General features: G+C 68.7%; 24 protein-coding genes. 10 read left to right on the plus strand and 14 right to left on the minus strand.

Annotation, left to right across the window (positions count from 1 at the left end):
• Positions 1 to 151: 151 nt before the first annotated feature.
• The gene (locus ACW172_RS02765) at positions 152 to 724 is read right to left on the minus strand and encodes a hypothetical protein (protein ID WP_492033661.1); all 573 of its coding nucleotides are present in this window, start codon (positions 722 to 724) and stop codon (positions 152 to 154) included.
• Positions 725 to 923: 199 nt separating this feature from the next.
• Positions 924 to 3,887 (minus strand): TonB-dependent receptor domain-containing protein, encoded by a 2,964-nt coding sequence (locus tag ACW172_RS02770; RefSeq protein WP_492033662.1) that lies wholly within the window; start codon positions 3,885 to 3,887, stop codon positions 924 to 926.
• Positions 3,888 to 4,291: 404 nt separating this feature from the next.
• On the opposite strand from ACW172_RS02770, the gene ACW172_RS02775 reads away from it, so the two are divergent.
• Both ACW172_RS02775 and ACW172_RS02780 read left to right on the plus strand, forming a co-directional pair.
• Positions 4,292 to 4,723: a hypothetical protein gene (locus ACW172_RS02775; protein WP_492033663.1), complete on the plus strand. Its 432-nt coding sequence runs from the start codon at positions 4,292 to 4,294 to the stop codon at positions 4,721 to 4,723.
• A 30-nt stretch (positions 4,724 to 4,753) separates the two neighbouring features.
• Positions 4,754 to 5,158, plus strand: coding sequence for a protein tyrosine phosphatase family protein (locus tag ACW172_RS02780; protein ID WP_492033664.1), 405 nt, complete (start codon positions 4,754 to 4,756; stop codon positions 5,156 to 5,158).
• Between the two features lie 3 nt (positions 5,159 to 5,161).
• Here the strand turns inward: ACW172_RS02780 and ACW172_RS02785 are convergent, their stop codons facing one another.
• Positions 5,162 to 5,308 carry a hypothetical protein gene (locus tag ACW172_RS02785; RefSeq protein WP_492033665.1) on the minus strand — a complete coding sequence of 49 codons (147 nt, stop codon included), beginning with the start codon at positions 5,306 to 5,308 and terminating at the stop codon, positions 5,162 to 5,164.
• A 208-nt stretch (positions 5,309 to 5,516) separates the two neighbouring features.
• Between ACW172_RS02785 and ACW172_RS02790 the strand changes: the two genes are divergently transcribed.
• Together ACW172_RS02790 and ACW172_RS02795 are read left to right on the plus strand one after the other, a co-directional pair.
• Entirely contained in the window at positions 5,517 to 6,470 is a 954-nt protein-coding gene (locus ACW172_RS02790; RefSeq protein ID WP_492033666.1) for an SGNH/GDSL hydrolase family protein, read from the plus strand.
• Positions 6,471 to 6,546: 76 nt separating this feature from the next.
• Positions 6,547 to 7,467: an MBL fold metallo-hydrolase gene (locus tag ACW172_RS02795; RefSeq protein WP_492033667.1), complete on the plus strand. Its 921-nt coding sequence runs from the start codon at positions 6,547 to 6,549 to the stop codon at positions 7,465 to 7,467.
• Here ACW172_RS02795 and ACW172_RS02800 read toward each other — a convergent pair.
• From ACW172_RS02800 to ACW172_RS02810, 3 genes are all read right to left on the minus strand, one after another.
• Entirely contained in the window at positions 7,464 to 8,177 is a 714-nt protein-coding gene (locus tag ACW172_RS02800; RefSeq protein ID WP_492033668.1) for a hypothetical protein, read from the minus strand. The genes ACW172_RS02795 and ACW172_RS02800 overlap by 4 nt on opposite strands.
• Before the next feature lie 63 nt (positions 8,178 to 8,240).
• Complete coding sequence (gene aroC, locus ACW172_RS02805) at positions 8,241 to 9,326, minus strand: chorismate synthase (protein WP_492033669.1); 1,086 nt, start codon at positions 9,324 to 9,326, stop codon at positions 8,241 to 8,243.
• A 9-nt stretch (positions 9,327 to 9,335) separates the two neighbouring features.
• Positions 9,336 to 10,055, minus strand: coding sequence for a DnaJ C-terminal domain-containing protein (locus ACW172_RS02810; protein WP_492033670.1), 720 nt, complete (start codon positions 10,053 to 10,055; stop codon positions 9,336 to 9,338).
• A gap of 88 nt (positions 10,056 to 10,143) precedes the next feature.
• On the opposite strand from ACW172_RS02810, the gene pdxH reads away from it, so the two are divergent.
• Positions 10,144 to 10,818 (plus strand): pyridoxamine 5'-phosphate oxidase, encoded by a 675-nt coding sequence (gene pdxH / locus ACW172_RS02815; RefSeq protein WP_492033671.1) that lies wholly within the window; start codon positions 10,144 to 10,146, stop codon positions 10,816 to 10,818.
• 24 nt (positions 10,819 to 10,842) lie between these two features.
• Here the strand turns inward: pdxH and ACW172_RS02820 are convergent, their stop codons facing one another.
• The 3 genes from ACW172_RS02820 to udk all read right to left on the minus strand — a co-directional run bounded on the left by ACW172_RS02820 (position 10,843) and on the right by udk (position 13,459).
• Positions 10,843 to 12,033, minus strand: a complete 1,191-nt coding sequence (locus ACW172_RS02820) for a hypothetical protein (RefSeq protein WP_492033672.1) — start codon at positions 12,031 to 12,033, stop codon at positions 10,843 to 10,845.
• Between the two features lie 74 nt (positions 12,034 to 12,107).
• Complete coding sequence (locus ACW172_RS02825; protein ID WP_492033673.1) at positions 12,108 to 12,740, minus strand: TetR/AcrR family transcriptional regulator C-terminal domain-containing protein; 633 nt, start codon at positions 12,738 to 12,740, stop codon at positions 12,108 to 12,110.
• Between the two features lie 56 nt (positions 12,741 to 12,796).
• Positions 12,797 to 13,459, minus strand: a complete 663-nt coding sequence (gene udk / locus ACW172_RS02830; protein ID WP_492033674.1) for a uridine kinase — start codon at positions 13,457 to 13,459, stop codon at positions 12,797 to 12,799.
• 221 nt (positions 13,460 to 13,680) lie between these two features.
• Here udk and ACW172_RS02835 point away from each other — a divergent pair, with 221 nt between their 5' ends.
• Together ACW172_RS02835 and ACW172_RS02840 are read left to right on the plus strand one after the other, a co-directional pair.
• Positions 13,681 to 15,318 (plus strand): long-chain-fatty-acid--CoA ligase, encoded by a 1,638-nt coding sequence (locus ACW172_RS02835; RefSeq protein ID WP_492033675.1) that lies wholly within the window; start codon positions 13,681 to 13,683, stop codon positions 15,316 to 15,318.
• A gap of 209 nt (positions 15,319 to 15,527) precedes the next feature.
• Entirely contained in the window at positions 15,528 to 15,812 is a 285-nt protein-coding gene (locus ACW172_RS02840) for a hypothetical protein (RefSeq protein ID WP_492033676.1), read from the plus strand.
• Between the two features lie 39 nt (positions 15,813 to 15,851).
• Here ACW172_RS02840 and ACW172_RS02845 read toward each other — a convergent pair whose 3' ends face one another.
• The 3 genes from ACW172_RS02845 to ACW172_RS02855 form a co-directional block, all read right to left on the minus strand.
• Complete coding sequence (locus ACW172_RS02845; protein ID WP_492033677.1) at positions 15,852 to 16,514, minus strand: hypothetical protein; 663 nt, start codon at positions 16,512 to 16,514, stop codon at positions 15,852 to 15,854.
• On the minus strand, positions 16,514 to 16,765 hold the full coding sequence (locus ACW172_RS02850) for a hypothetical protein (RefSeq protein ID WP_492033678.1): 252 nt from the start codon (positions 16,763 to 16,765) through the stop codon (positions 16,514 to 16,516). Before ACW172_RS02850 ends, ACW172_RS02845 begins: the two co-directional genes overlap by 1 nt.
• 84 nt (positions 16,766 to 16,849) lie before the next feature.
• Positions 16,850 to 17,545, minus strand: coding sequence for an NlpC/P60 family protein (locus tag ACW172_RS02855; protein ID WP_492033679.1), 696 nt, complete (start codon positions 17,543 to 17,545; stop codon positions 16,850 to 16,852).
• 149 nt (positions 17,546 to 17,694) lie between these two features.
• Here ACW172_RS02855 and ACW172_RS02860 point away from each other — a divergent pair, with 149 nt between their 5' ends.
• From ACW172_RS02860 to ACW172_RS02870, 3 genes are read left to right on the plus strand one after another with little or no spacing between them, the layout of a single operon-like run.
• Positions 17,695 to 18,906: a DUF898 family protein gene (locus ACW172_RS02860; RefSeq protein WP_492033680.1), complete on the plus strand. Its 1,212-nt coding sequence runs from the start codon at positions 17,695 to 17,697 to the stop codon at positions 18,904 to 18,906.
• Positions 18,907 to 18,919: 13 nt separating this feature from the next.
• The gene (locus ACW172_RS02865) at positions 18,920 to 20,014 is read left to right on the plus strand and encodes a M48 family metallopeptidase (RefSeq protein WP_492033681.1); all 1,095 of its coding nucleotides are present in this window, start codon (positions 18,920 to 18,922) and stop codon (positions 20,012 to 20,014) included.
• A gap of 50 nt (positions 20,015 to 20,064) precedes the next feature.
• The gene (locus tag ACW172_RS02870; RefSeq protein ID WP_492033682.1) at positions 20,065 to 20,757 is read left to right on the plus strand and encodes an alpha/beta fold hydrolase; all 693 of its coding nucleotides are present in this window, start codon (positions 20,065 to 20,067) and stop codon (positions 20,755 to 20,757) included.
• A gap of 134 nt (positions 20,758 to 20,891) precedes the next feature.
• On the opposite strand, the gene ACW172_RS02875 is transcribed toward ACW172_RS02870, so the two are convergent.
• Both ACW172_RS02875 and ACW172_RS02880 read right to left on the minus strand, forming a co-directional pair.
• Complete coding sequence (locus ACW172_RS02875) at positions 20,892 to 21,617, minus strand: hypothetical protein (protein WP_492033683.1); 726 nt, start codon at positions 21,615 to 21,617, stop codon at positions 20,892 to 20,894.
• Positions 21,614 to 22,075, minus strand: a complete 462-nt coding sequence (locus ACW172_RS02880; RefSeq protein WP_492033684.1) for an RNA polymerase sigma factor — start codon at positions 22,073 to 22,075, stop codon at positions 21,614 to 21,616. Before ACW172_RS02880 ends, ACW172_RS02875 begins: the two co-directional genes overlap by 4 nt.
• Positions 22,076 to 22,126: the final 51 nt, after the last annotated feature.

Below are 22,126 nucleotides of genomic sequence, written 5' to 3' on the forward strand. Positions count from 1 at the left end.
TAGGGAGAGGGCTTGGGCCTCCGGGAGCGAAGCGATCGGCAAGGCGAAAGGGTGAGGGGTTAAGCGCTCACCGGTGAGCGACAGAACCCCTCACCCTCCCACTCACTGCGTTCGAGGGTCCCTCCCTCTCCCTCTGGGAGAGGGAGAGGGATTACTGCGCCTGCTCGACGCCTTCGCTCTTCAACCCCACTTCTTCCAGCGTCGCCGGCGGGGTGGTGATGTTCTCGCGGATGCGGCGGGCGGCGTGTTCGCAGCGGCCGGGCAGGCCGAAGAAGAGGCCGAAGGCCTGGCTGCGCGCCGCCTCGTCGGTCTGGGCCAGGACCGCGGTCCAGCGGCCCGTCGCTTCAGCGGCGGCGGCGTCGGCGGCGGCGCGGGTCGCGGCCGACTGGCGCGAGCGGGCGGCGACCAGGGCGCCGCGGAAGTCCGCCGCCTCCAGCTTGCCCAGGCGGATGATCTCCAGATCCTCGGGATTGCGGTCGGTCAGGGTCTCGCCCAGCTTCACATGGCCGCTGACCAGGGCGTCGCACCAGGCGACCAGCGGATAGTCCCGATCCGGCGCGCCGCGCGGCATGGGGTTGGAATAGGCCAGGGCCTCCCGCATCCGCAGCTGGGCCGGGGTCTCGGCGACGGCGGCGTCGGCCGCCGTGGCGATCGGGCCGTCTTGCGGGACGGGCGCCGTCTGGGTCTGGAGCAGCAGGGCGGCGGCGGCGATCAGGCTGAGCATGGGCGATCCAAAATCGTTGAAAGGGCGCGGCGACCATCAGGCGTCGGCGGCGCACCGTAACGCTTGCCGCCCGCGAATGGTTTTTCCGGGGCGAAGAAAAATCGGGCCACGCCCTTCAGGCAAAGAAAAAGGCGACGGACCCGAAGGTCCGCCGCCCAATCCTTTTCCAGGGTTGCCGGTCCGCGAGGGACCGACAGCCTTAGAAGTTCGCCGAGACGCCGAAGAAGACGTAGCGGCCGAGCGAGTCGTACAGTTCCGGGAAGGTGTTCCCGTTGCTGCCGATCGTGGTCAGCGGCGGATCGGTGTCAAACACGTTGTTGACGCCGACGCGGCCCGAGACCGTGTCCGTGATCTGCCAGTTGGCCGACACGTCGAAGTAGTTCATGGCGTCCAGCGTCGAGTCGAGGCGACCCGCGACGGAACCCGTCAGGCTCGAGCCGTAGTCGACCGAGCTGTAGTAACGCCACGTACCCGCGACATCGACGTTCCACGGCGTGGACCAGTTGACGCGGAGGCGGTGACGCCATTCCGGGTTCGGCGTGCCGCATTCGGCCGAGCCGTAGTAGCCCACGCAGTCATAGACCGCGCTGGTCGTGCCCGTGCCGGTGTCGGTTTCCAGCGTGTTCAGCCAGGTGCCCACGAAGGCCAGGCCGATCTTGCCCAGGTCCGGAGCGCCGAGGTCGGTCAGATCGAACGAGTAGTTGGCGTTGACGTCCAGGCCGCTCGTTTGAACGCCGCCGATGTTGATGGCGAGGTTCTCGACGTAACCCGTACCGGTCCAGAGCGAACCGTTCGAGTTGCGGTGGATACGCGAACACGCAGCCGCGTCGTTATCCTTGTAGCAGAGGTTGACGGTGTTGGCGGCGCCGACCGAGCTGATCGAACCGTCGATCTTGATGTCGAAGTAGTCCAGCGACAGGTTGAAGCCGGGCACGAACGACGGGGTGAACACGACACCGAAGGTGTAGGTGTCGGATTCTTCCGGCGCCAGATTGGGGTTACCGCCCGTGATCTGGTTGTACTGGTTCGCCGAGCTCGTCAGGGCGGTGCTGCCGTACTGGGTCGAGTTCGGAACGCCGGTCGCCAGACACTGGGCCAGGGTCGCGGTCTTGGCCGGGCCGCAGGGATCGGCGGCCATGTTGAACAGGCTCAGGCCCTGGGCCGAGAACAGGTCCAGAACCGTGGGCGCGCGAACGGCGTGCGAGTAGCTGGCCCGCAGACGCAGGTCCTCGATCGGGGCGTAGTCGGCGCCGACCTTGTAGGTGTCCGTCGACAGGTTCTTGTACTCGGAGTGACGGAAGGCGCCGTCGACCGAGGCCGAATAGGCCCACGATTGACCGTCGGCCAGCGGCACCTGGACTTCGCCGAATACGTCGGTGACGTCGGTGGAACCGGTGACGCCGATGGTCGGGCCGCCCTGGCCGGCGCCGTCGCCGGAGGCGAAGGCGGCGTCCGTGGTGGAGCCGAGGTAGTCGCGGCGGTATTCGGCGCCGAAGGCCACCTTCACGCCCGAAGCGGCGTAGGGCGACTGGATGCCGTAGGTGCCCAGGTCGCCGGTGACGGCGGCCGTGACGACCTGCTGGGTGGTTTCACCCGTCTGGATCAGCGGGATCTGCAGGTAGTCCAGAGCGGCCTGGGTCACGCCGCCCGCGACGAAGACGTTGTAGGGCACGCAAGCGGGGTCGGAGCCGTCGACGACCGAACGACAGGTCGGCACGCCGCCGACGCTGACGACATCCGTCGCACGCTTCAGACGCGTGACCGAGAAATCGTTCAGGTAGGTCCGCGACAGACGAACGCGCGAGAAGCTCGCGGCGACGTCGTAGTTCCAGCCCTCGGTGATCAGACCACGCAGGCCGACGACCGCACGGTAGGATTCATAGTTCAGCGAGTCCTGACGACCGCCGCCCTCGACGTTCCGGCGACCGATGTAGAACGGCACGGAGCCGCCCGACGCGATCAGGGCCGGGGTACAGCCGATGGCGGTCTTCTGCGAGGCCGAAAGCAGCGGGTTGTCGCAGTTGATGCTTTCAGTGTTGAAGAAGTTACCCGACGGCGCGATCTGGGCGACCGACGAATAGTCCGAGAACATCAGCTGGGTGAAGGCCTCGGCGTGTTCGTTGATCTCGTAATGACCCATGGCGCCGAGGGTGTAGCGCTCGTCAGGGCGCTGGTAGTAGTTGACCGGGCCGTAGTTGTACTGATCCCGGTCGTTGTTGAACGGGATGAAGGTCTGGCCGGCGCCCAAGGTGTAGTTGAAGGCCCCGAAGTCGGTGAAACGACCGGGGAAGGAGGTCCCGGAGCCACCGCACGAGTAGGTCGTGGGGCCCGAGGCGGCCGTCGGCGCGGCGATCGTACAAGCCGAATAGTCGCGGTCGCGTTGCAGGATCGGGTTGTTGTTCCGGTAGCCGGCATAGGCCAGCAGGCCGCCCTTGCCGTCCGGCGCGGCGACACCCATCGTCAGGGTGATTTCGCGGCTTTCGCCGTCCGAAACGTCATCTTCCGGCAGCTTGAACTGCGACGGGTTGGTGCTGCCGCGGCGGGTGATTTCCGCGCGCAGGTTGCCCGTGCCGTCATAGCTGTTGTGGTGGGCGTAGAAGCCGTAGGTGGCGTCCAGCTGGATGCCTTCGAAGTCCTTCTTCATGATGAAGTTGACGACGCCGGCGACAGCGTCCGAACCGTAGACGGCCGAGGCCCCGCCGGTCAGGACTTCAACCCGCTCGACCAGCTGGCCGGGGATCTGGTTCAGGTCGGCGGCCGGATCGTTCGGCGAGCCGTAGCCCATGCGGCGACCGTCGATCAGCACCAGGGTGCGCGACGAGCCGAGGTTGCGCAGCGCCACCGTGGCGGTGCCCGAGGCGCCGTTCGACACCGTCGAGTTCTGGGCGGCGAAGGCCTGCGGCAGTTGGGTGATCAGGTCCTCGACCCGCGTCACGCCCTGGACGTCGATGTCCTCGGCCGTAACTTGAGTCACCGGGCTGGTGGTCACGAGGTTGGCTTGCGGAATGCGCGAGCCCGTCACGACGACTTCGGCGACTTCATCGGCCTGCGGGTCGGTCGCCGGCGCGGTTTGCGCGAAGGCCGGCGCCGCGAAGGCCGCGAGGGCCGCCCCGGTGATGATGGTCGTCGCCAGAAGGCGTTGACGCGTTTGTTGGGTTCTCAAGGATCGTTCTCCTGAATGTGGCCCCGCTCCTTCCAGAAAGCTGGGCCCGACCTCTGTTTTGGTTTTCGCTGACCCCGGACCGGATTTCCGGATCGCTAAGGAAGGTTAGGCGCCTTGTTCCGTGTTGCGCCACAGCAATTACGCAGCTGTAACAAACTCGCCCCGGGACTGTCGTATTCGAGACACGTTTCCGAAAGGGGCGCCTATGACCCGAAGCGGGACGGCGCTAAGGTCCCCCGAGACGAAAAATTTCCTGAATCCAATCGGAACCGGTGACACCTTCCATGCGTTTACGCCCGCTCCCCTTCCTTCGGACCTCCGGCCTGTTCTTCGGCGTTGCTTGCCTCGCCGCATTCGCGACCGCAGCATCGGCGCAACAGCCCGCACCTCAGGAACGGCCGGAATTGCTCTCGAGGCTGGTCGCCTGCCGGGCCGTGACGGCGGCGGAAGCCCGCCTCGCCTGCTATGACGCCGCCGCCTCCGCCCTCGACTCGGCCGAGCGCCAGGGCGAGGTGGTGGTGGTCGATCGGGCCCAGGTGAACGCCGCTCGCCGCCAGCTGTTCGGCTTCGAACTGCCCTCCATCACCCTGTTTGACGCCGGTCCCGCGCCAGAGCGGATCGATTCCGTCGAGACCACCCTGACCCGCGCCGTCGCGGCCGGCGACGGCAAATGGACCTTCGTCCTGGCCGACGGCAGCACCTGGCGCCAGATCGACAGCGAGCGGGTCAATTTCCGCAACCAGGCCGGCCAGGCGGTGCGGGTTCGCCGCGCCACCCTCGGCAGCTATCTACTGACCATCGACCGCAGCCGCGCCGTGCGCGTGCGCCGCCAATAAGACCATACATATTCGTAAAAAGGCTTCCCCATGTCGGCGTTTCGACAACTCTTCCCCGGCGTGCTGGTGGCCGGTCAGATCCAGACCGGCGACCTCGCCGAGGCGGCCGCCCTCGGCGTCGGGCGGGTGATCAACAACCGACCCGACCACGAAGAGCCCGGTCAACCCACTTCGGACGAGATCGAGGCGGCGACTCGGGCGGCCGGTCTGGACTATGTCCACGCCCCGGCGCGCGGTCTCCCGGACGCCGCCGTGGTCGACGCGGTCGAGGCGGCCCTGGCCGACGGCACGCCGGTGCTGATGTTCTGCAAGTCCGGAATGCGGTCCTCGGCCGCCTGGGCCCTGGCCGTCAACCGGTCGGGCGCCCTGTCGCGCGACGAGATTCTGACCGCGGCCGCCGGCGCCGGCTACGCCCTGGGCGGCCTGCCCCTCTGATCCCTAGCGGATGATGGCGACCCGCGCCGCGTAGGGCGCGGGCTCGGGCGTGCACGACGCCGTGATCAGTTGCGCCGCCATGAGACACAGGATCGCCGCCACGATCGGCTGGAGCCGATTTGAGACATTCAGGGCAAGGGCTTTGGCCACGGCGGCGCTCCGAGAGGGGATTTACCTCTCGTTAAGGCAAGGGCCAGGCCAGCCGGTCGTCCCATCCCGGGCGCGCCATCGACCGAAACGCCGACATACACCCTTGAGTGGATTCGCTGACCGGGCGCGCAGCCCAAGGGCGCCAACCGTAAATTGAAGCTTCGCCTTGTTTATGCAATTCAGAATTGCATAACGGGATGAGGGCGACATGGACTACGCGCAAACGGGCGCCGCGGCGGGCGATGCGGGCTCCGGGCCAAGGGCGCTGTGGGCCCGGTTCTCCGCCCTCTGGAGCCGCCGCAAGCTTCTGGTCAGTGCAGGAATTCTGGCCGGTCTCGGCCTGGCGGGCCTGCTGGCGGCCGAGGTCGGCGCCCGGGCCGTCGGCGCCGTCGACTTCCCCACCTACGACGCCAATCCGGTCACCGGCTATATTCCGACGGCCGACACCGCGGGCCGGCTGCTGGGCCGCGACTGGGTCTTCAACGAACATCACATGGGGGTGGCGGCGCCCTTCGCCCCGAGCCCGGCGACCGACGTCGTCCTGATCGGCGACAGCCTGGTCTACGGGACCTCATCCTACCGTCAGGACCAGCGGCTGGGGCCGAACCTCCAGGCCCTGTCCGGCGTCACCGTCTGGCCCATCGGCGCCGGCAGCTGGAGCGTGGCCAACGAGCTGGCCTATCTGGACGCCAACCCCGAGGTCGTCGCCGGCGCCGACCGGCTGGTCTTCATCGTCAACTACGCCGACATCCAGTCCGGCTCGGTCTGGAAAAGCGACCTGACCCATCCGCGCCGCCACCCCCTGTCGGCGGTGACCTATCTGGCGGCCAAGACCTTGCTCAAGCCCGCCGCCGAGGATCCGCGCTTCGGCGAGGAAGCGCCGGTCCTGACGCACTGGCGGGAATTCACCGGCCGCTATGGTCGTCCGATCGACGTCATCCTCTATCCGAACAAGGCCATGCTGACCGATCCGGCGAAGCTGAAGACGTACCGCGACCGGCTGGCCCTGCTCGCCGCCCCGAACGTCGTCTTCCACGACCTGACGCGCGACCCGCGGTGGACCCCCGACGACTATCTGGACAACATCCACCCCAAACCCGGGGCGGTGATCAAGGTGGCCCGGTTCGTGAACGAGGAACTGCGTCTGAACGGCGGGGGCTGATTTTTCCACGCGCGGCGGCGGCCCTTTCCGGGATAATCAGCCCGGTCCGCGCCGCGTCTTTGTGGAAGATCGCCCGATGATTCCTTTCGTTCGTGAAATCGAGGTCGTCTACGGACGCCGCGATCAGGTCTCCGCCCTGATACAAAGGGTCATCGCCGACAACCCCGGCCCCTTCACCTTCACCGGCACCGGGACCTATATCGTCGGCCGCCCGGAGCCCGGCGCGGAGATCGCGGTCATCGATCCCGGCCCGCCCGACGACGCCCACCTGACGGCCCTGCTGGCTGCGGTCGACGGCCGGCGGGTCAGCCATGTGCTGGTCACCCACACTCACCGCGACCACTCTCCCCTCGCCCGCCCCTTCGCCGAGGCGACCGGCGCGACCATCCTGGCCGCCCGACCGCCCGCGCAGATGGTCCACGCCTCAGACTCCGGACAGGGCGAGGCGCTGGAGGAGGACGAGGACGCCGCCTTCGCCCCCGACGTCATCCTGACCGGTGGGGAGGTGATCGAGGGCGACGGATGGACGATCGAGGCCCTGGCCACCCCGGGGCACGCCTCCAACCACATGGCCTTCATCCTGAGGGAGGAGAACGCCCTGTTCAGCGGCGACCACGTCATGGGCTGGTCGACCACGGTCGTGGCCCCACCCGACGGCGACATGGCCGACTATATGGCCAGCCTCGACGCCGTCATCGCCCGCAACTTCGCCACCCTGTGGCCGACCCACGGGGCGCCGGTCACCGATCCCGCCCCCTTCCTGATCGCCTATCGCGCCCATCGTCAGGCGCGTGAGGATCAGATCCTGACCCGCCTCGCCGCCGGAGACCGGATGATCGCCCAGATGGTGCCGATCCTTTACGCCGCGGTGGATCAGAGGCTGTGGCCCGCCGCCAGCCTGTCGGTCCTGGCCCATCTGACCAAGCTGGTCCGCGACGGCCGCGTCATCGCCGAGCCCGGCGCCGTCCTCGATGCGATGTGGCGCCTGAAGGCCTAGGCCGTCATCCCGGCGACGATCTTCTTCGCCAGCCGGCAGGCCTCGCCGCGATCGTGGCTGAAATCGCGGGCGGTGACGCGCACATCGGTGCGGCCCGGCCGGACACGGACCACGGCGTCATAGGTGCGGTTGTACCAGAAGGTGATCAGGCTGCCCGAGCCGCCGCCGACGCCGACGGCCGGTACGTCGAAGCCGGCCTTGTCGAGCGCATAGGCCACAACCCCCGGCGCCACCTGGGTCGGCAGGAAGCTGACCTCGCACCCCCCGGCGCCGACCAGGGCCGGAACGGGCGGCGCGCGGCTCTCGGTCCGCTGGGCCATGATCCGCTCGGGATAGTAGGGAGAATCGGCGGCATCTGTCGAAACGTCCCCGCCGCCCCGGGCGTCTCGCGCCAGGACGTAGTGCCAGCCGAAGGCGCCGATGGTGATCGCCGAAACCAGCACCGCCGCCAGCCCCAGAGACCCGGCATAGCGCCGCTCCGACAGGGCCGCGGTCGCCGCATAGAGGGCGCCGAACACCCCAAGGACGGCCAGCACCGGCGTGATCTTCAGGGTCAGCACATCCAGGGCGACGCCCGCCGGCCAGAGGTTGAACTTGTAGCCCAGCAAGGCGGCGAAGGCCGTCGCCGGCGCCAGGGCGGCGATCATCAGACCCAGCCGCGCCCGGCGGAACATCTTGTCGCGGCGATCATGCAGGGGCGAAGCGGTCATGGAGCCAGCCTAACCAAGGCCATCCGTCCCGGCCACCCCCAACCCGCCCGGGTTGAGTGGCCGCTACCCGATCTGGGCCCGGTGCCTCAGCATGGCGTCGGCCAGGACGCAGGCGGCCATGGCCTCGACCACCGGCACGCCGCGCAGGGCGACGCAGGGGTCGTGCCGCCCCTTGGTCCGCAGATCGACCTCCTCGCCGTCGCGGTTGACGGTCTGGCGCAGGGTCAGGATCGAGGAGGTCGGCTTGAACGCCACCCTCAGGGTCAACGGCTGGCCGGTGGAGATGCCGCCCAGAATGCCGCCCGCATGGTTGGACAGGAAGACGGGATTTCCGTCCTCGCCCATCCGCATCTCGTCCGCATTGGCCTCGCCGGTCAGTTCGGCGGCGCCGAAGCCCGCGCCGATCTCCACGCCCTTGACCGCATTGATCGACATCATGGCCGCGGCCAGTTCGGCGTCCAGCTTGGCGTAGAGGGGCGCGCCCCAGCCGGCCGGAACCCCCGTGACCTCCAGCGCCACCACGGCGCCGATCGAGGACCCGGCCTTGCGCACCCCGTCCAGATACGCCTCCCACTCGGGCACGACCGCCGCCGAGGCCGCGAACAGGGGGTTCTGATAGACGGCGTCGAAATCGACCGCGGCGTCAGCGATCCGGTGCGGCCCCAGCTGAACCACGCCGGCGCGGATCTTCACGCCTTCGCCCAACACCTTCCTCGCCACCGCCCCCGCCGCGACCCGGCTGGCGGTCTCGCGCGCCGAGGACCGGCCGCCGCCGCGATAGTCGCGCACCCCGTACTTGGCCTGATAGGTCACATCGGCATGGCCGGGACGATAGGCGCGGGCGATCTCGCCATAGTCCTTGGAGCGCTGGTCCTCGTTCTGGATCTCGATGGCGATCGGCGTACCCGTCGTGACCGGCCCGTTTCCGTCGTCGAAGACGCCCGACAGGATGCGCGCCGTGTCGCTCTCGTTCCTCTGGGTCACGAAGCGGCTGCCGCCGGGCTTACGCAGATCCAGCCAGGGCTGCAGATCGGCCTCGGTCAGGGAAATCAGCGGCGGACAGCCGTCCACCACACAGCCGATCGCCGGCCCATGGCTCTCGCCCCAGGTCGTCACGCGAAACAGATGGCCGAAGGTGTTGTGGGACATGGTCCCCGCTTAAGCCGCCAGACGCTCCGGCGTCCAGACCCGCGTGAACCGCGCCAGCAGGTGTTCGGCGGCCGAGGGGGCGTCCTCGGAGGGGTTCAGGGTCACGAACAGATGCCCGGCGGGCCGATTTCCCCGCGCCGGCAAACCCATGTCACGCAGCCGGATGCGCACTGGAACCGTCAGTCCCGGCGTGACCCAGGCGCCGCGCGTCCCGGCATATGTGTCGATCTCGACCCGCCCCCCGTCCTCGATCAGACGCGGCGCCACCGCCCAGCTCATATGCAGGTCGTCGCCGAGAACGCTCAATCCGTCGACCGGGCGGATCAGGATCGGCAGATAGAGGTCGGCGCCGTCGGACGCCGCACCCCGCAGTCTCAGATGGTCGCCGGTCCGCATCCCGGCGGCGACGGTGATCTTCAGTCGCTTGGCGCCCAGCTGCACGGTCGTCTTCCCGCCGGTCACCGCCTGAAGGGCCGTGATCCCCACCACCGGCAAAGCCTCGGGCGAGGCTTTCGGCGCCGCCAGCGGCGTCAGGCCCCCGCCCTCCTCCTGAATCTGCCGCCAGGCGGCGATCACGCGGCGGAAGCGGTCGTCGTCGCCGCCGGGCAGGTCGGGCCGCGCGGCCTTGACCGCCGTGCGGAACGCCCGGGTCAGGGCGTCTCCGTCCGTCGGGCCGTGGAGGCCGAGAATGGCATAGGCCTGGGTCAGGGTCTGGCTGGGCGCGCGCATCCCACAGCCTTGTCGCCAACATGGTCAAGAGCCGGTTAACCGCGTTCGTCCCCTCTCCATTCCGCGCGCGAGCCGCTATATCCCGCCCATGACCAACGCAGCCATCCCCGCCAGCCCCGACCGCGAAACCTATGCGCGGGACTACGCCGCAGCCCTCGCCGCCAACGGGGACGAGACGATCTTCGACCGCGCCGAGCCGATCGGCCTCTTCCTGGAGTGGCTGGCCGACGCGAAGTCGACCGAGCCGAACGATCCCAACGCCATGGCCCTGTCGACGGTCGACGCCGCGGGTGCGCCGGACAGCCGGATGGTCCTGCTCAAGGACATCGACGACCGTGGCTTCACCTTCTTCTCCAACGCCGAGAGCGACAAGGGCGTGGAGCTGGCCGCCCGCCCCGTCGCGGCCCTGCTGTTCCACTGGAAGTCGCTGCGCCGGCAGGTGCGGGTGCGCGGCCGGGTCGAGCCGGTGAGCGCCGAGGAAGCCGACGCCTATTTCGCCACCCGCGCCCGTGAGAGCCGCATCGGCGCCTGGGCCTCTGACCAGTCCCGCCCCCTGGCCGACCGGGAAACCCTCGAAGCCGCCGTCGCCCGCGAGACCGAACGCTTCGACGGCCAGGACGTCCCCCGCCCGGCCCGCTGGACCGGCTGGCGCGTCATCCCCGAGGCCGTCGAATTCTGGCGCGACCGCCCCTTCCGCCTGCACGACCGGCTAAGGTTCGACCGGATCGATGGCGAATGGCGGCGCGAGCGGCTGTATCCGTAAGCGCTCGCGCACCTCATCCTGCGTTCAAGGGGCGTCCCTGAAAAGCCAGCGCATTCGGGGCCGGTAGGCCGTCGATCCCGGTGAGACGGTGACTTCCGAATACTGCATGATGACGCCCGACCCCGCCGTCCCGATCCCTGTGGGATAGGCTTCGGCCGCCGATTGCGACAGGACTTCGGCGTCGCGGCAGACGGGTTCGGAGATCAGGGGATCGCACTGGACGGCCACCAGGGGACCACGCGAATCCGCGCCTCCCTGCCCTCCGGGAGGACCGGGGTCGCGGATCACCACCCCTGTCCCGTCCGACGGATCATAGTGCAGCCAGTGGCCATCGAACGCGACCCAGGTCAGCGCGGGGATCGGGCCGGACAGATCGATCAGGCCGAGCTTGCCCGTGCCGCCCTCAATGATCGCCAACCGGTAGCCGGCCTGCCGTGGCAAAACCGCCCATTGCGCACGGGCCTGATAGAGGCGCCTCGGCGCGGCTCCGGCGGTGTGGAGCTCAAGCGTAAATTCCGCGACCCCGTCGACCGGGCGAATCCGGGTCAGAAGCAGGGCTGGCTTCCCGTCAGGCCCGATCATGCACCGCGAGAAGCCATGGGCGAGCGAACCCACACTGCTCGCCTCGTTTCCCGTCACAGCCAACTGGATATCAGGCGGGCGGCGAACGGCATCCGCAACCTCCCGGCGCCCGCTAATGGCATGAGCCGTGATCCGGTAGTCGGCGCCGCGCGCGCGGTCGGAGCGCGCCGCCAGCAGACAGTCGCCGGCCGCATTGACCTCAAGCGCGTCAACGTCCTCCACGCCCTCAAGGTCTTGGGCGGAGCGCGTGCCGGCGATCAGGTCGATGGACATGAGGGACGCGGGCTCGCCGTCCGGTCCCGCAGGCCGGAAAGCCAGCGCCGACAGGCCGGCATCCGTGTCCGTGACCGACATCGCATCGAGAACGAAGGCGTCCTGGATCGTTCGGGCGGGTCCATGGAAGCCCACGAGCGGGATGCTCCCGTCATCGCAGCCGAAGGCGATCAGCCCGTGGCGCTTCGAGAAGACGAGCGGAACCGAGCATTCGGTCTCGAGCCCGCCTCTGGGCGTGTCGATCCTTGTCCTGCTGATCTCCTGGCCCTCGGCGCAACCCGACGAAACGACGCTGATGATCGCGACCGCGAGGGCCAGGCGCGCGCTGGTGAGCGTGGAGCGTGGAAACACCGGGGACATCCCTCACCGGTAGCAGCTTCAACGGAGGATCAATAGCCAAGGTTGCGCGAGGAGAGCGCCCGCCCCTGCGCCCGCTACCTCGCCCCGTAGCGCGCCAGAAACGTCTCCACAGCGTCCGAGACGATCTGCTCGGTCGAGCGCACCGCCTGGACCTCGTCGCCGGTGACCAGGGGCATGAAGAAGATGGGGTGCTCGATCATCCCCATCAGCTGGCCCGCCGCCCACGACGGCTTGTCGATGGCCAGTTCGCCAGAGGCCTTCAGCTCCATCAGGGCGGTCATCAGAGGGCGGCCGAAGTCGCTGCGCCCCCGGTCGAAGAACTTCATCGCCGTGTCGCGGAAACGCGGCCTCTCGGCCATCACCAGCCGGAAGACCGAGCGCACGAAGGGGTCGCCCATGAAGCCGGCGTAGGCGCTCATGAAATGGGTCAGCCGCGCGCGCGCATCGCCCGACCCGGCCCCAACCTTCTTCATGTGCCGCTCGAAGTCGTCGGCGGCGTCCACGATCACGGCCGCGAACAGATCCTCCTTGGAGGGGTAGTAGGCATAGAGGGTGGCGGTCGAGACCCCGGCCTCGCGCGCGATCGGCTCGATCCGCGTGGCGGCGTATCCGGCGCTCATGAAGGGCTTGCGCGCGCTGCGCAGAATGGCCGCCTTGCGGGGGTCTTCGGAGAGGTCGGGCGGTGTCGTTGGGCTTTCCGGGGGCATCTGACCAACTGCTGTTATGCACAGCCTGTCGTGAAACGGCGGCGCTCGCAAGCAAATTAGCTTGACCGTTCAGCCCTTCCGACGAGCGGAACCAGAAGCGGATGGGCGAGGACCGGCGCCGCCAGCCGCACCACCGCCTGGGGATCGTCCAGCCGCACCGCCGCCGTGGCGTCGGCGACGATGAAGTCGGCATAGACCCGGGACGGTTCGGTCAGACGCTCGTGGCCCGGTCGCACGGTCAGCAGATACTGATGGATGACCGATTCCGCCGTGCGCCCGCGCTCGGCCTGGTCGCGCAGCAGCCGGCGGATGAAACGGATGTCGGCGGGGGTGTCGACAAAGACGCGGATGTCGAACAGCTCGGTCATCTCGGGCGTGCACAGGACGTGGGTGCCCTCGACCACGACGACCTCGGCGGCGGGGATCGGCTCCCCCTCAGGCTCGCGCCCGTGGTGGATGAAGGAATAGACCGGCGCCGTCACCGCTTCGCCCGCCTTCAGCCGCTTCAGATCCGCGGCCATCAGCGCATGGTCGCGCGCCGCCACGTCGTCGAAGTCGAAGGTCGCCGCGTCGAAACCCGGCAGGCTGGCCGCGTCGCGGTAGTAGGAGTCCTCGCGCACCAGGGCCGCCGCGCCTTCCGGCAGGGAGGAGACAATGGCTTCAGCCAGGGTGCTCTTGCCCGAGCCCGAGCCGCCGGTGATCGCGATGAGGATGGTCATGGGGGCGCTGCGCTGATGGGACGAGGGAGGAGGGATAGGGACCAGGGAAAAGAGCCCGGCCCGTCCACGCGCCCCGCTTACCTTCTTCTTCCCTCCTAGTCCCTGGTCCCTGATCCCTTTTCTCTCTCAACGTGACCTTGGGTCACGTTTGCTTATCAGCGTTCACCTGAGTAGCGTGATCCCAAGCGCCGCGATCAGCCGGCGCAATTCGAGGAAGTGCGATGCTGGGTTTGATGCAGGACTGGCCCCTGACGGTCGACAAGATTCTGGACCATGCGAAGAACTGGCATGGCCATCGCGAGGTGGTCACCCGTTCGGTCGAGGGGCCCATCGTCCGCACAAGCTACGCCGAGATTCACGCCCGGGCGAAGCGGGTCTCGAACGCCCTGCTCGGCTGGGGCGTCAAGCCCGGCGACCGCATCGCCACCCTGGCCTGGAACACCGGCAAGCACATCGAGGCCTGGTACGGCATCATGGGCATCGGCGCGGTCTGCCACACCCTGAACCCGCGCCTGTTCCCGGAACAGCTGATCTACATCATCAACCACGCCGAAGACCGGATGATCTTCGTCGACCTCACCTTCGTGCCCCTGCTCGAGGCCATCCTGCCGCACTGCCCCAAGGTCGAGCGGGTCATCGTCATGACCGACGAATGGACCATGCCGGCGACCCAGTTGCCGCGCGCCGAATGCTATGAGGCCATCCTGTCGGACGCCTCCGGGGACGTGACCTGGGGCGATTTCCCGGAACAGACCGCCTGCGGCCTCTGCTACACCTCGGGCACGACCGGAAACCCCAAGGGCGTCCTCTATTCGCACCGGTCGAACTTCATCCATACGCTGCTGGGCCTGCAGTCGACCGTGCTGGGCGCGACCCCGTCCGAGGTCATCCTTCCGGTCGTGCCGATGTTCCACGCCAATGCCTGGGGCATTGCCTTCGGTGGTCCGGCCGCGGGCTCCAAGCTGGTCATGCCGGGCGCCCGGATGGACGGCGCCGCGATCTATGAGCTGATCGTCTCCGAGGGCGTGACCTTCTCGGCCGCCGTTCCCACCGTCTGGCAGGGCCTCCTGTCGCACCTGCGCGAGAACAATCTGCAGATCCCGACCGTCAAACGCGTCCTGATCGGCGGCTCGGCCGTGCCCGAAAGCCTGATCCGCGCCTTCCATGACGAGTTCGGCATCGAGGTGCTGCAGGGCTGGGGCATGACCGAGACCTCGCCCATCGGCACCCTGTCGAACATGACGCCGGAAACCCTCGCCCTGCCCTACGATGAGCAGATGAAATACCGGATCAAACAGGGCACCCCGCCCCTGGGCGTCGAGCTCAAGCTCAAGAACTACGCGGGTCAGGAAATGCCCCACGACGGGCACACCTACGGCCGCCTGATGATCAAGGGCCCGACCATCGCCGGCGGCTATTTCCGCTCGGACGAAAGCATCCTCGACGCCGAGGGCTTCTTCGACACCGGCGACGTCTCGACCATCGACGAGATGGGCTTCATGCAGATCACCGACCGCGCCAAGGATGTGATCAAGTCGGGCGGCGAGTGGATCTCGTCCATCGACATCGAGAACATCGCCGTGGGTCACCCCAAGGTCGAACTGGCCGCCGTGATCGGCGCGGCCCATCCCAAATGGGACGAGCGTCCGGTCCTGATCCTCAAGCTCAAGCCCGGCCAGACCCAGGACAAGCAGGAGCACCTCGACTTCCTGGTCGGCAAGATCGCCAAATGGTGGATGCCGGACGACGTCGTCTTCGTCGACGACATCCCCCTGGGCGCCACCGGCAAGGTCGACAAGAAGCTGATCCGCGAACGCATGAAGGACTACCGCCTGCCCACGGCGACCCAGCCGGCCTGAGGCGGTCCTCCCCCCCTCGGGGGAGGTGGCTCCGAGCTCCTGCGAGGAGACGGAGGGGGCTCAAGCCAGAACCGCATCGCGACTGCCCCCCTCCACCACCCGCGAAGACGCGGGCGGTCGATGGCTTCCCCTGCGCTGGGCTGGGGGGAGGATCGTCAGCTTCCGTTCACCCTTTCAGGGTTAACGTCGGGGCTTCGGGAGACCCAGTCATGATCATCGCCTCCACGCGCGCGCCGAAGCTCGCCATCAGCCTGGCCGTCGTGCTGGGCGCCGCCGCCCTGTTGCAGGGCTGCCTGGTCGGCGCGGCCGTGGGCGCCGGGGCCGCCGTCGTGGGCGGAACGGCCAAGGTCGTCGGCGGGGTCGCCGGCGCCGGCATCGACGCGGTCACCACCTCCGACGAGGAAACCAGGGCCCGCCGCGAACGCGAACAGCGCGACTGGGAACGCGAACAACGCCGCTGCGAACAACGCCAGCGCCAGGGAAAGCGCTGCTAGGGCAAGCGCTGCTAGAACAGGCGCTCCCGATCCGACGGATCACTCGGCCAGCCAGAGCTCGAACTGGAGGCCGCTCACGCCCGGGATGTGGGGTCTGGACAGCGATACGGGCCCGCCCAGGCAGGACTGCAGAACGGTTTGAGCCGCGACCGCGACCGCGCGGTCTTCTTCCCTGAAGTACCTGAGCTCGGTCCTGCCGGGCCCCCTGTCGACCAGCTCATAGGCCGGGGTTCGGAAACCCGCGGCCCCCAGCGGCCCGACGCAGGCGCGGTACTGCGGGACCTGGCCGGCGTCGCGGATCTGGAAGAAGATGCGGGCGACCGGAGCGCCCGCGCGGGGAGTGGCGGACGGTTGCCCCGTCGCTTGCCCCGTCGCTTGCCCCGCAGGCTGTGCCGCGGCGATCTCGTTCAGGATCGCACTGGCCGCCCCGACATCGCCTTCGGCATACCGCTTCTGGGCCTTGGCCGCCTCGTCCCCCTGGACCTTCAGCTGCGCCAGCAGCTGGCGGCTCACCACGATCTGCCGCTGCAACTCCGTCTGCTGCTTGTCCAGGTCCTTGATATTGCCCTGAAGGATCACGACCGCGGCGACCATGCCCGCGAGGACGGCAACGCCCGCCGCGAAAGTCAGCCACGCCATGATCCGGGAGCGTTTTCCCAGCGCGCCGATATCGACGTAGGCGGACAGCGGGCTTTCCGACATCACTTGCCCGCCTTGCTGGCCGGACCCACGCCCAGCACGATGTCCCGGCTTTCGTACCAAAGCTTCAACACCTGGGCCTGGGTCAGGCCGATCACACCGGCCGGCGCGAACAGGGAAAGGAAGGACATGAAGTCCAGTCTATCCGTCACGACCCAGAACACCGCCAGGCCGATCAGGGTCAGGGTCGCCCCGACGCTGAGGATGAAAAAGGCGATCCGCTCGAGCTTGTTGTTCTGGTCGAGCAGCTTCACCAGCTCGATCCTCTGTTCGTATGTGAGCTGAAGCGGCTCCGCCATCAGGTCATTCCCGTGAGGATCGTGTTCGCGACCATGGTCTCAGGACTCATCCCAGGACAGGCTCTCATTCCGCTTGACCTGGACGTCCTTCGGGATCGGCGGCGGCACCGAGGCCGGCCAGCGGGCGGCGACCAGGCGCTTCTTGTCGATCCAGGCCAGTGACACCTGGTCGCTCTGGTTGCCGCCCAGGATACGGTAGGCGTTTTCGTCCTCGCCGGCATAGAAGCCGACATGGCCCAGTCCGCTGGCCGGTGATTTGCGCCAGAACACCATGACGGCGCCGGGGGTCGGCGCGGTCTTGATGCCGAAGCTCTGCCAGGCCCTGGCGCTCAGGATTTTGGTCGGCGTCGGTTCCTGGTCCAGGGTCGCGGAGATGCAGTGACCGACGAACAGGCCGCACCAGGGGATGTCGTCGCCCTTGTAGTCCAGCTTCAGATTATTCGCCCAGTCGAGGATCTCGGGATTGGAGCCCGTGCCCGGCTTTTCGCGCGTTCCGATCAAACGGCGCGCCTCCTTGAACCAGACGAGGCCTTCCTGATCCAGATCCTTGGCGAGGGGCTTGTTCGGGAACAACGCCGCCAGTGACAGGGGGCCGATGATGCCGTCGGGATTGAGGCCCTTGGCCGTCTGAAACAGTCTCAGGGCGGCGACGCTCTGCTTGCCCCAGATGCCGTCCAGCGGACCGGGCTTGTAGCCTTGGGCGGCCAGCGCGGCCTGGATATCCACCGTCTTCATCGCCGTCCCTTTTCAGATAACGACGATAGGTTTTCTCTAAACCCCAGTCTGAGTCAACGCGAAAAACAACCCTTTGTATATGCGGCTCTTCATGCGGTTGCATAGCGATGCGCTCGCAGGTTAGCTTCGCCGACAAGAGGGGGAAGCCAATGACCGATACGCCGCCGACCGGGCCCACGCCCGAGGATTCCGCCGGCCTGCCGCCGATCGCCGCCGACGATCCGATCGGGGCGCCGCCGCCTCCGGGCCAGACCCTGACCTTCGACACCACCCTGCGTCCCTCGTCCTTCTTCGGCCTCAGCCTGAAGAACGGCCTGCTCAACCTGATCACCCTCACCCTCTGGCGCTTCTGGGGCAAGACCGAGGTCCGTCGCCGCGTCTGGCAGGGCATCCGTCTGAACGGCGACGCCTTCGAATACACCGGCCGGGGCGTGGAGCTGTTCGTCGGCTTCCTGCTGGCCCTTTTGGTGCTGGGCCTGCCCTTCCTGCTGCTGGTCTTCGCCATCCAGTTCCTGGGGCCGTTCGTCGCGCCCCTGCTGATCCTGCCCCTCTATGTCTTCATCTTCTGGCTCTACGGCTTCGGCGTCTTCACCGCCTATCGCTACATGGCCAGCCGCACGACCTGGCGCGGCATCCGCTTCCGCCTGGGCGGCTCGGCGACCGGCTTCGGCTTCAAATACCTGGGCATCCTGCTGCTCAACGGCATCACCATGGGCTGGTACTCGCCTACCGGCGAACGTCAGCTGGCCGAGACCCTGTGGACCAACCTGCGCTTCGGCAACCGCCCGTTCCGTTTCCACATGGGCCGGGCCGAGCAGGAGGGAGTCTACGGCGCCTTTGCGCTCGGATGGTTCCTGACCATCGTGCCCTACTTCCTGCTGATCTTCGTCGTGATCGGCGTCAGCATGGCCATGGGCGGCTTCCCCACCTCGTTCGTCGGCGCTGTCGCCGCCGCAGCCCCGCCGCCGCCGGAGCCCGGTTCGATCCCGCCGACCCACATGGCCGTGGTCGCCTTCATGTATCTGGCCATGCTGCCGCTGGTGCCGCTGGTCCTGCTGATCTGGGCGCCCTATCAGGCCGCCATCCTGCGCTCGGTCACCGCCGGCGTCGGCGTCGACGGCGCGACCTTCCGGCTGGAGGTCAAGGCCATCGCCCTATGGTGGCTGATCGTCACCAACCTCTTCTTCCTGCTGATCACGCTGGGCTTCCTCATGCCCTGGGTCCAGGCGCGGACCGCCCGCTTCCTGGTCGAGCGGCTGAAATCGAAGGGCGAGGCGCGGGTCGATGAGGCGGTCCAGACCGGCACGGGCCCCGGCTCGGGCGAGGGGCTGGCGGACGCCTTCGGCTTCTCCCTGATCTGAGCCGTCTGATCCGATGGAAACCCGCTTCCTCGACGGCAAGAGCGCCCGCCCCCTGCCGGCGACTGTCGAGGTCGAGGGCAAGACGGTGCGCATCCTCGCCGACGGCCAGACCCACGTCTGGCCGGTCAAAGGTCTGGAGATCGTGGTCGAGGGCGATCAGGCCCGTCTCTCGCATCGTTCGAACCGTGACGCCCGGCTGGTCATGCCCGAGACCGACTGGATCGTCATCGGCGGGGATCACCTCGCCGACGTCGCCCGTCGCCGCCGTCGGGTCGAGACCGGCCTGGTCATCGGCCTGACCGCCTTCGCGGCGGCGACCGTCGGCTTCGTCTTCTTCGGCGTGCCCCTGGCGTCCGGCCCCCTGGCCCGGGCGACGCCGCCATCTTTCGAGATCGGCATGGGCCGCAATTTCGACGCCCAGCTGGGCGCCGCCTTCCAGCGCTGCGAGGGCCGCGAGGGCCAGCAGGTCCTGCATGACCTCGGCAAGCGGATCGCCGCCGGCGCCGACACCCCGTTCGACATCCGGGTGCGCGCGGTCCACGCCCCGATGCTGAACGCCTTCGCCCTGCCCGGCGGCCCGATCCTGGTCACCGACGATCTGATCCGCGACGCCAGGTCTCCCGACGAACTGTCCGCCGTCATCGCCCACGAGGTCTCCCACGTCGAGAAGCGCCACGTCATGCAGGCGGTGTGGCGCAGCCTCGGCATCGGCCTGTTGCTGGACGCCGTGGTCGGCGGCGGCTCCGGCGCGGGCCAGCAGGCGGTCCTCCTTGCCGGCCAGGCCACCGACCTGCGCTACGGCCGCGACGCCGAGAGCGAGGCCGACGCCCGCGGCCAGCAGCTGCTCCGCAAACAGGGCCTGTCCTCGACCGGCATGGCCAGCTTCTTCGCCCGCCTCGGCAAGGGCGAGGACGAAGGCGACATGGCCACCGTCTCGGAGTTCGCGGCCACCCACCCCAACGCCGCCCGCCGCGCCCGCGCCGCCAGGGCCGCCGAACACCCCGGCGCCGTCGCCCTGACCCCCGCCGAGTGGACCGCCGTCAAGGCGACCTGCGGCGCGGACGAGGAAAAGCTGATCCCGGTCATCCGCCGTCGCTTCGGCGTCTGATCCTGAACCGGCGATAGACCCTGTCACATCGCAGGGTCTAGGCTCCGACCATGACCCCGACCCTCCTGATCCCCGGCCTCGCCTGCACCGCCGAACTGTTCGGCCCCCAGATCCCGGCCCTGTGGCCGCTGGGCCCGGTGACGGTGGCCACCTCGACCGAGGGCGACAGCATCGCCGCCATCGCCGCCGCCATCCTGCGCGACGCCCCGCCGCGCTTCGCCCTCGGCGGCCTGTCGATGGGCGGCTATCTGGCGCTGGAGATCATGAGACAGGCGCCCGCGCGGGTCCTGAAGCTCGCCCTCATGGACACCGCCGCCCGCCCCGATACGGCCGAGCAATCCGCCGTCCGCCGCGGCCTGATCCAGCGCTCCGACGAGGGCCATCTGGAGGGGGTCATCCGCCAGATCGCGCCCAATCTGCTGCATCCCGATCACCGGGAGGACCACACCCTGATCGAGACCCAGGTCCGCATGGGTCTGGCTGTCGGTCCCGAGGCCTTCAGGCGCCAGCAGACGGCCATCATCAATCGCATCGACAGCCGCCCCTACCTCTCCGCCATCGCCGTCCCGACCCTGGTCCTCGTCGGCGACCGCGACGCCCTGACCCCGCCCGACCGCTCCCAGGAAATGGCCGCCGCCATCCCCGGCGCGAAGCTGGTGGTGGTTCCAAACTGCGGCCACGCCTCCTCGCTGGAGCAGCCCGAGGCCGTCAATGCGGCGCTGCTGGAGTGGGTGGCGAGCTGACAATCCTCCCCCATCGGGGGAGGTGGCGCGGCGCGCTTGCGCCGTGACGGAGGGGGCTCACACCAGCCGGCGCGTGTGGAGTTGCCCCTCCACCGCTTCGCGGTCCCCCTCCCCCAAAGGGGGGAGGATCGAGGCTACTTCCAGCCCGTCGCCCGCGCCTTCGCCTCTTCGGCACCCGCGACCGTCTCTCCGGCCAGGGTCGCGTCGACGGCGGCCAAAACGACTGCGGGCGTGTCCGAAGACGCGGTGCGCACCTCGCTGGACGCCGCCTCGAACGGCGCCAGCGCCTGTACCGCCCAATGATCATCCCGGCGGCAGGCGAGGCCCGCGACCCCGGCCTCTCCGGCCTGGAACGTGCGGCACCAGCGGCCCTCGGCGTCACGGAAGGTCAGGCCGATGGCCCGGCCCTGCGCGTCCGCCCCGTCCGCCGCCAGCCTCTGGTCCAGCACCCGGACCAGACCGGCATCGGCGATGACCCCGCCCGGCTGGACCGCGAAGCCTTCGGGTGTCGGCCTCATCCCGAGCCAGCCGATCGCCAGCCCGCCGACGAAACAGGCCGTCGCCAGCCCGCCCCAGATCGGCGCCGATGTCGGCGCGAACGCCGCCTTCAAACGCTCGCTCCAGCCTGGCGCGGCCTTCGCCTTCGCCCCGCCCGTGATCAGTCGCATCAGGTCGGCGTCGCGCGGATCGGGCGCGATCGGAAAGGCGTCGCGCGCCGCCGCCCGGTCGCCCCGGAACGCCGCAAGCCGCGCGGCCAGAGCCGGATCGCTCGCCGCCGCCGCATCGACCTCGGCCGCCCGCTCGGGCGACAGCTCGCCATCGGCGCGGCGCATCAGGGTCTCGTCGTCAAAATGAGTCATGCGCTCACTCCCTGTTCGGTCAGCGTCTGGATCAGGGTCTGGCGGCCGCGCACCAGCCGGCTGGTCAGGGTCCCTTCGGGCACGTCCAGCACCCGGGCGGCCTCGGCATAGGAAAGCCCGTCGATGAGCACCAGCGCGACCGCCAGCCTCTGCTCCTCGGGCAGGGCCAGGATCGCGCCGCGCGCCGCCAGGGCGTCGAGCCTCAAGCCCTCCCCGGCCATGGCGGCGTCGGGCACGGCGGCGGTGAAGTCGTCCTCGGGCGAGACCACCTTGCCCCACCGGGTCTTCGAGCGGCCCTGATCGATGAAGATCCGTCTCATGATCGTGAAGGTCCAGCTGTCCAGCCGCGTGCCCTCGCGAAAGCCCGAACGCTTCGACAGCGCCCGCTCGATCGTCTCCTGCACCAGGTCCTGGGCGTCGGCGTCCGATCCCACGAGGGCGCGCGCGAAGCGTCGCAATCGCGGCAGAAGCTCCACGAGCCCGGTCTGAAAGGCGTCCAAAGGCGTTCC

This window comes from Brevundimonas sp. ALps5, from assembly GCF_058681645.1.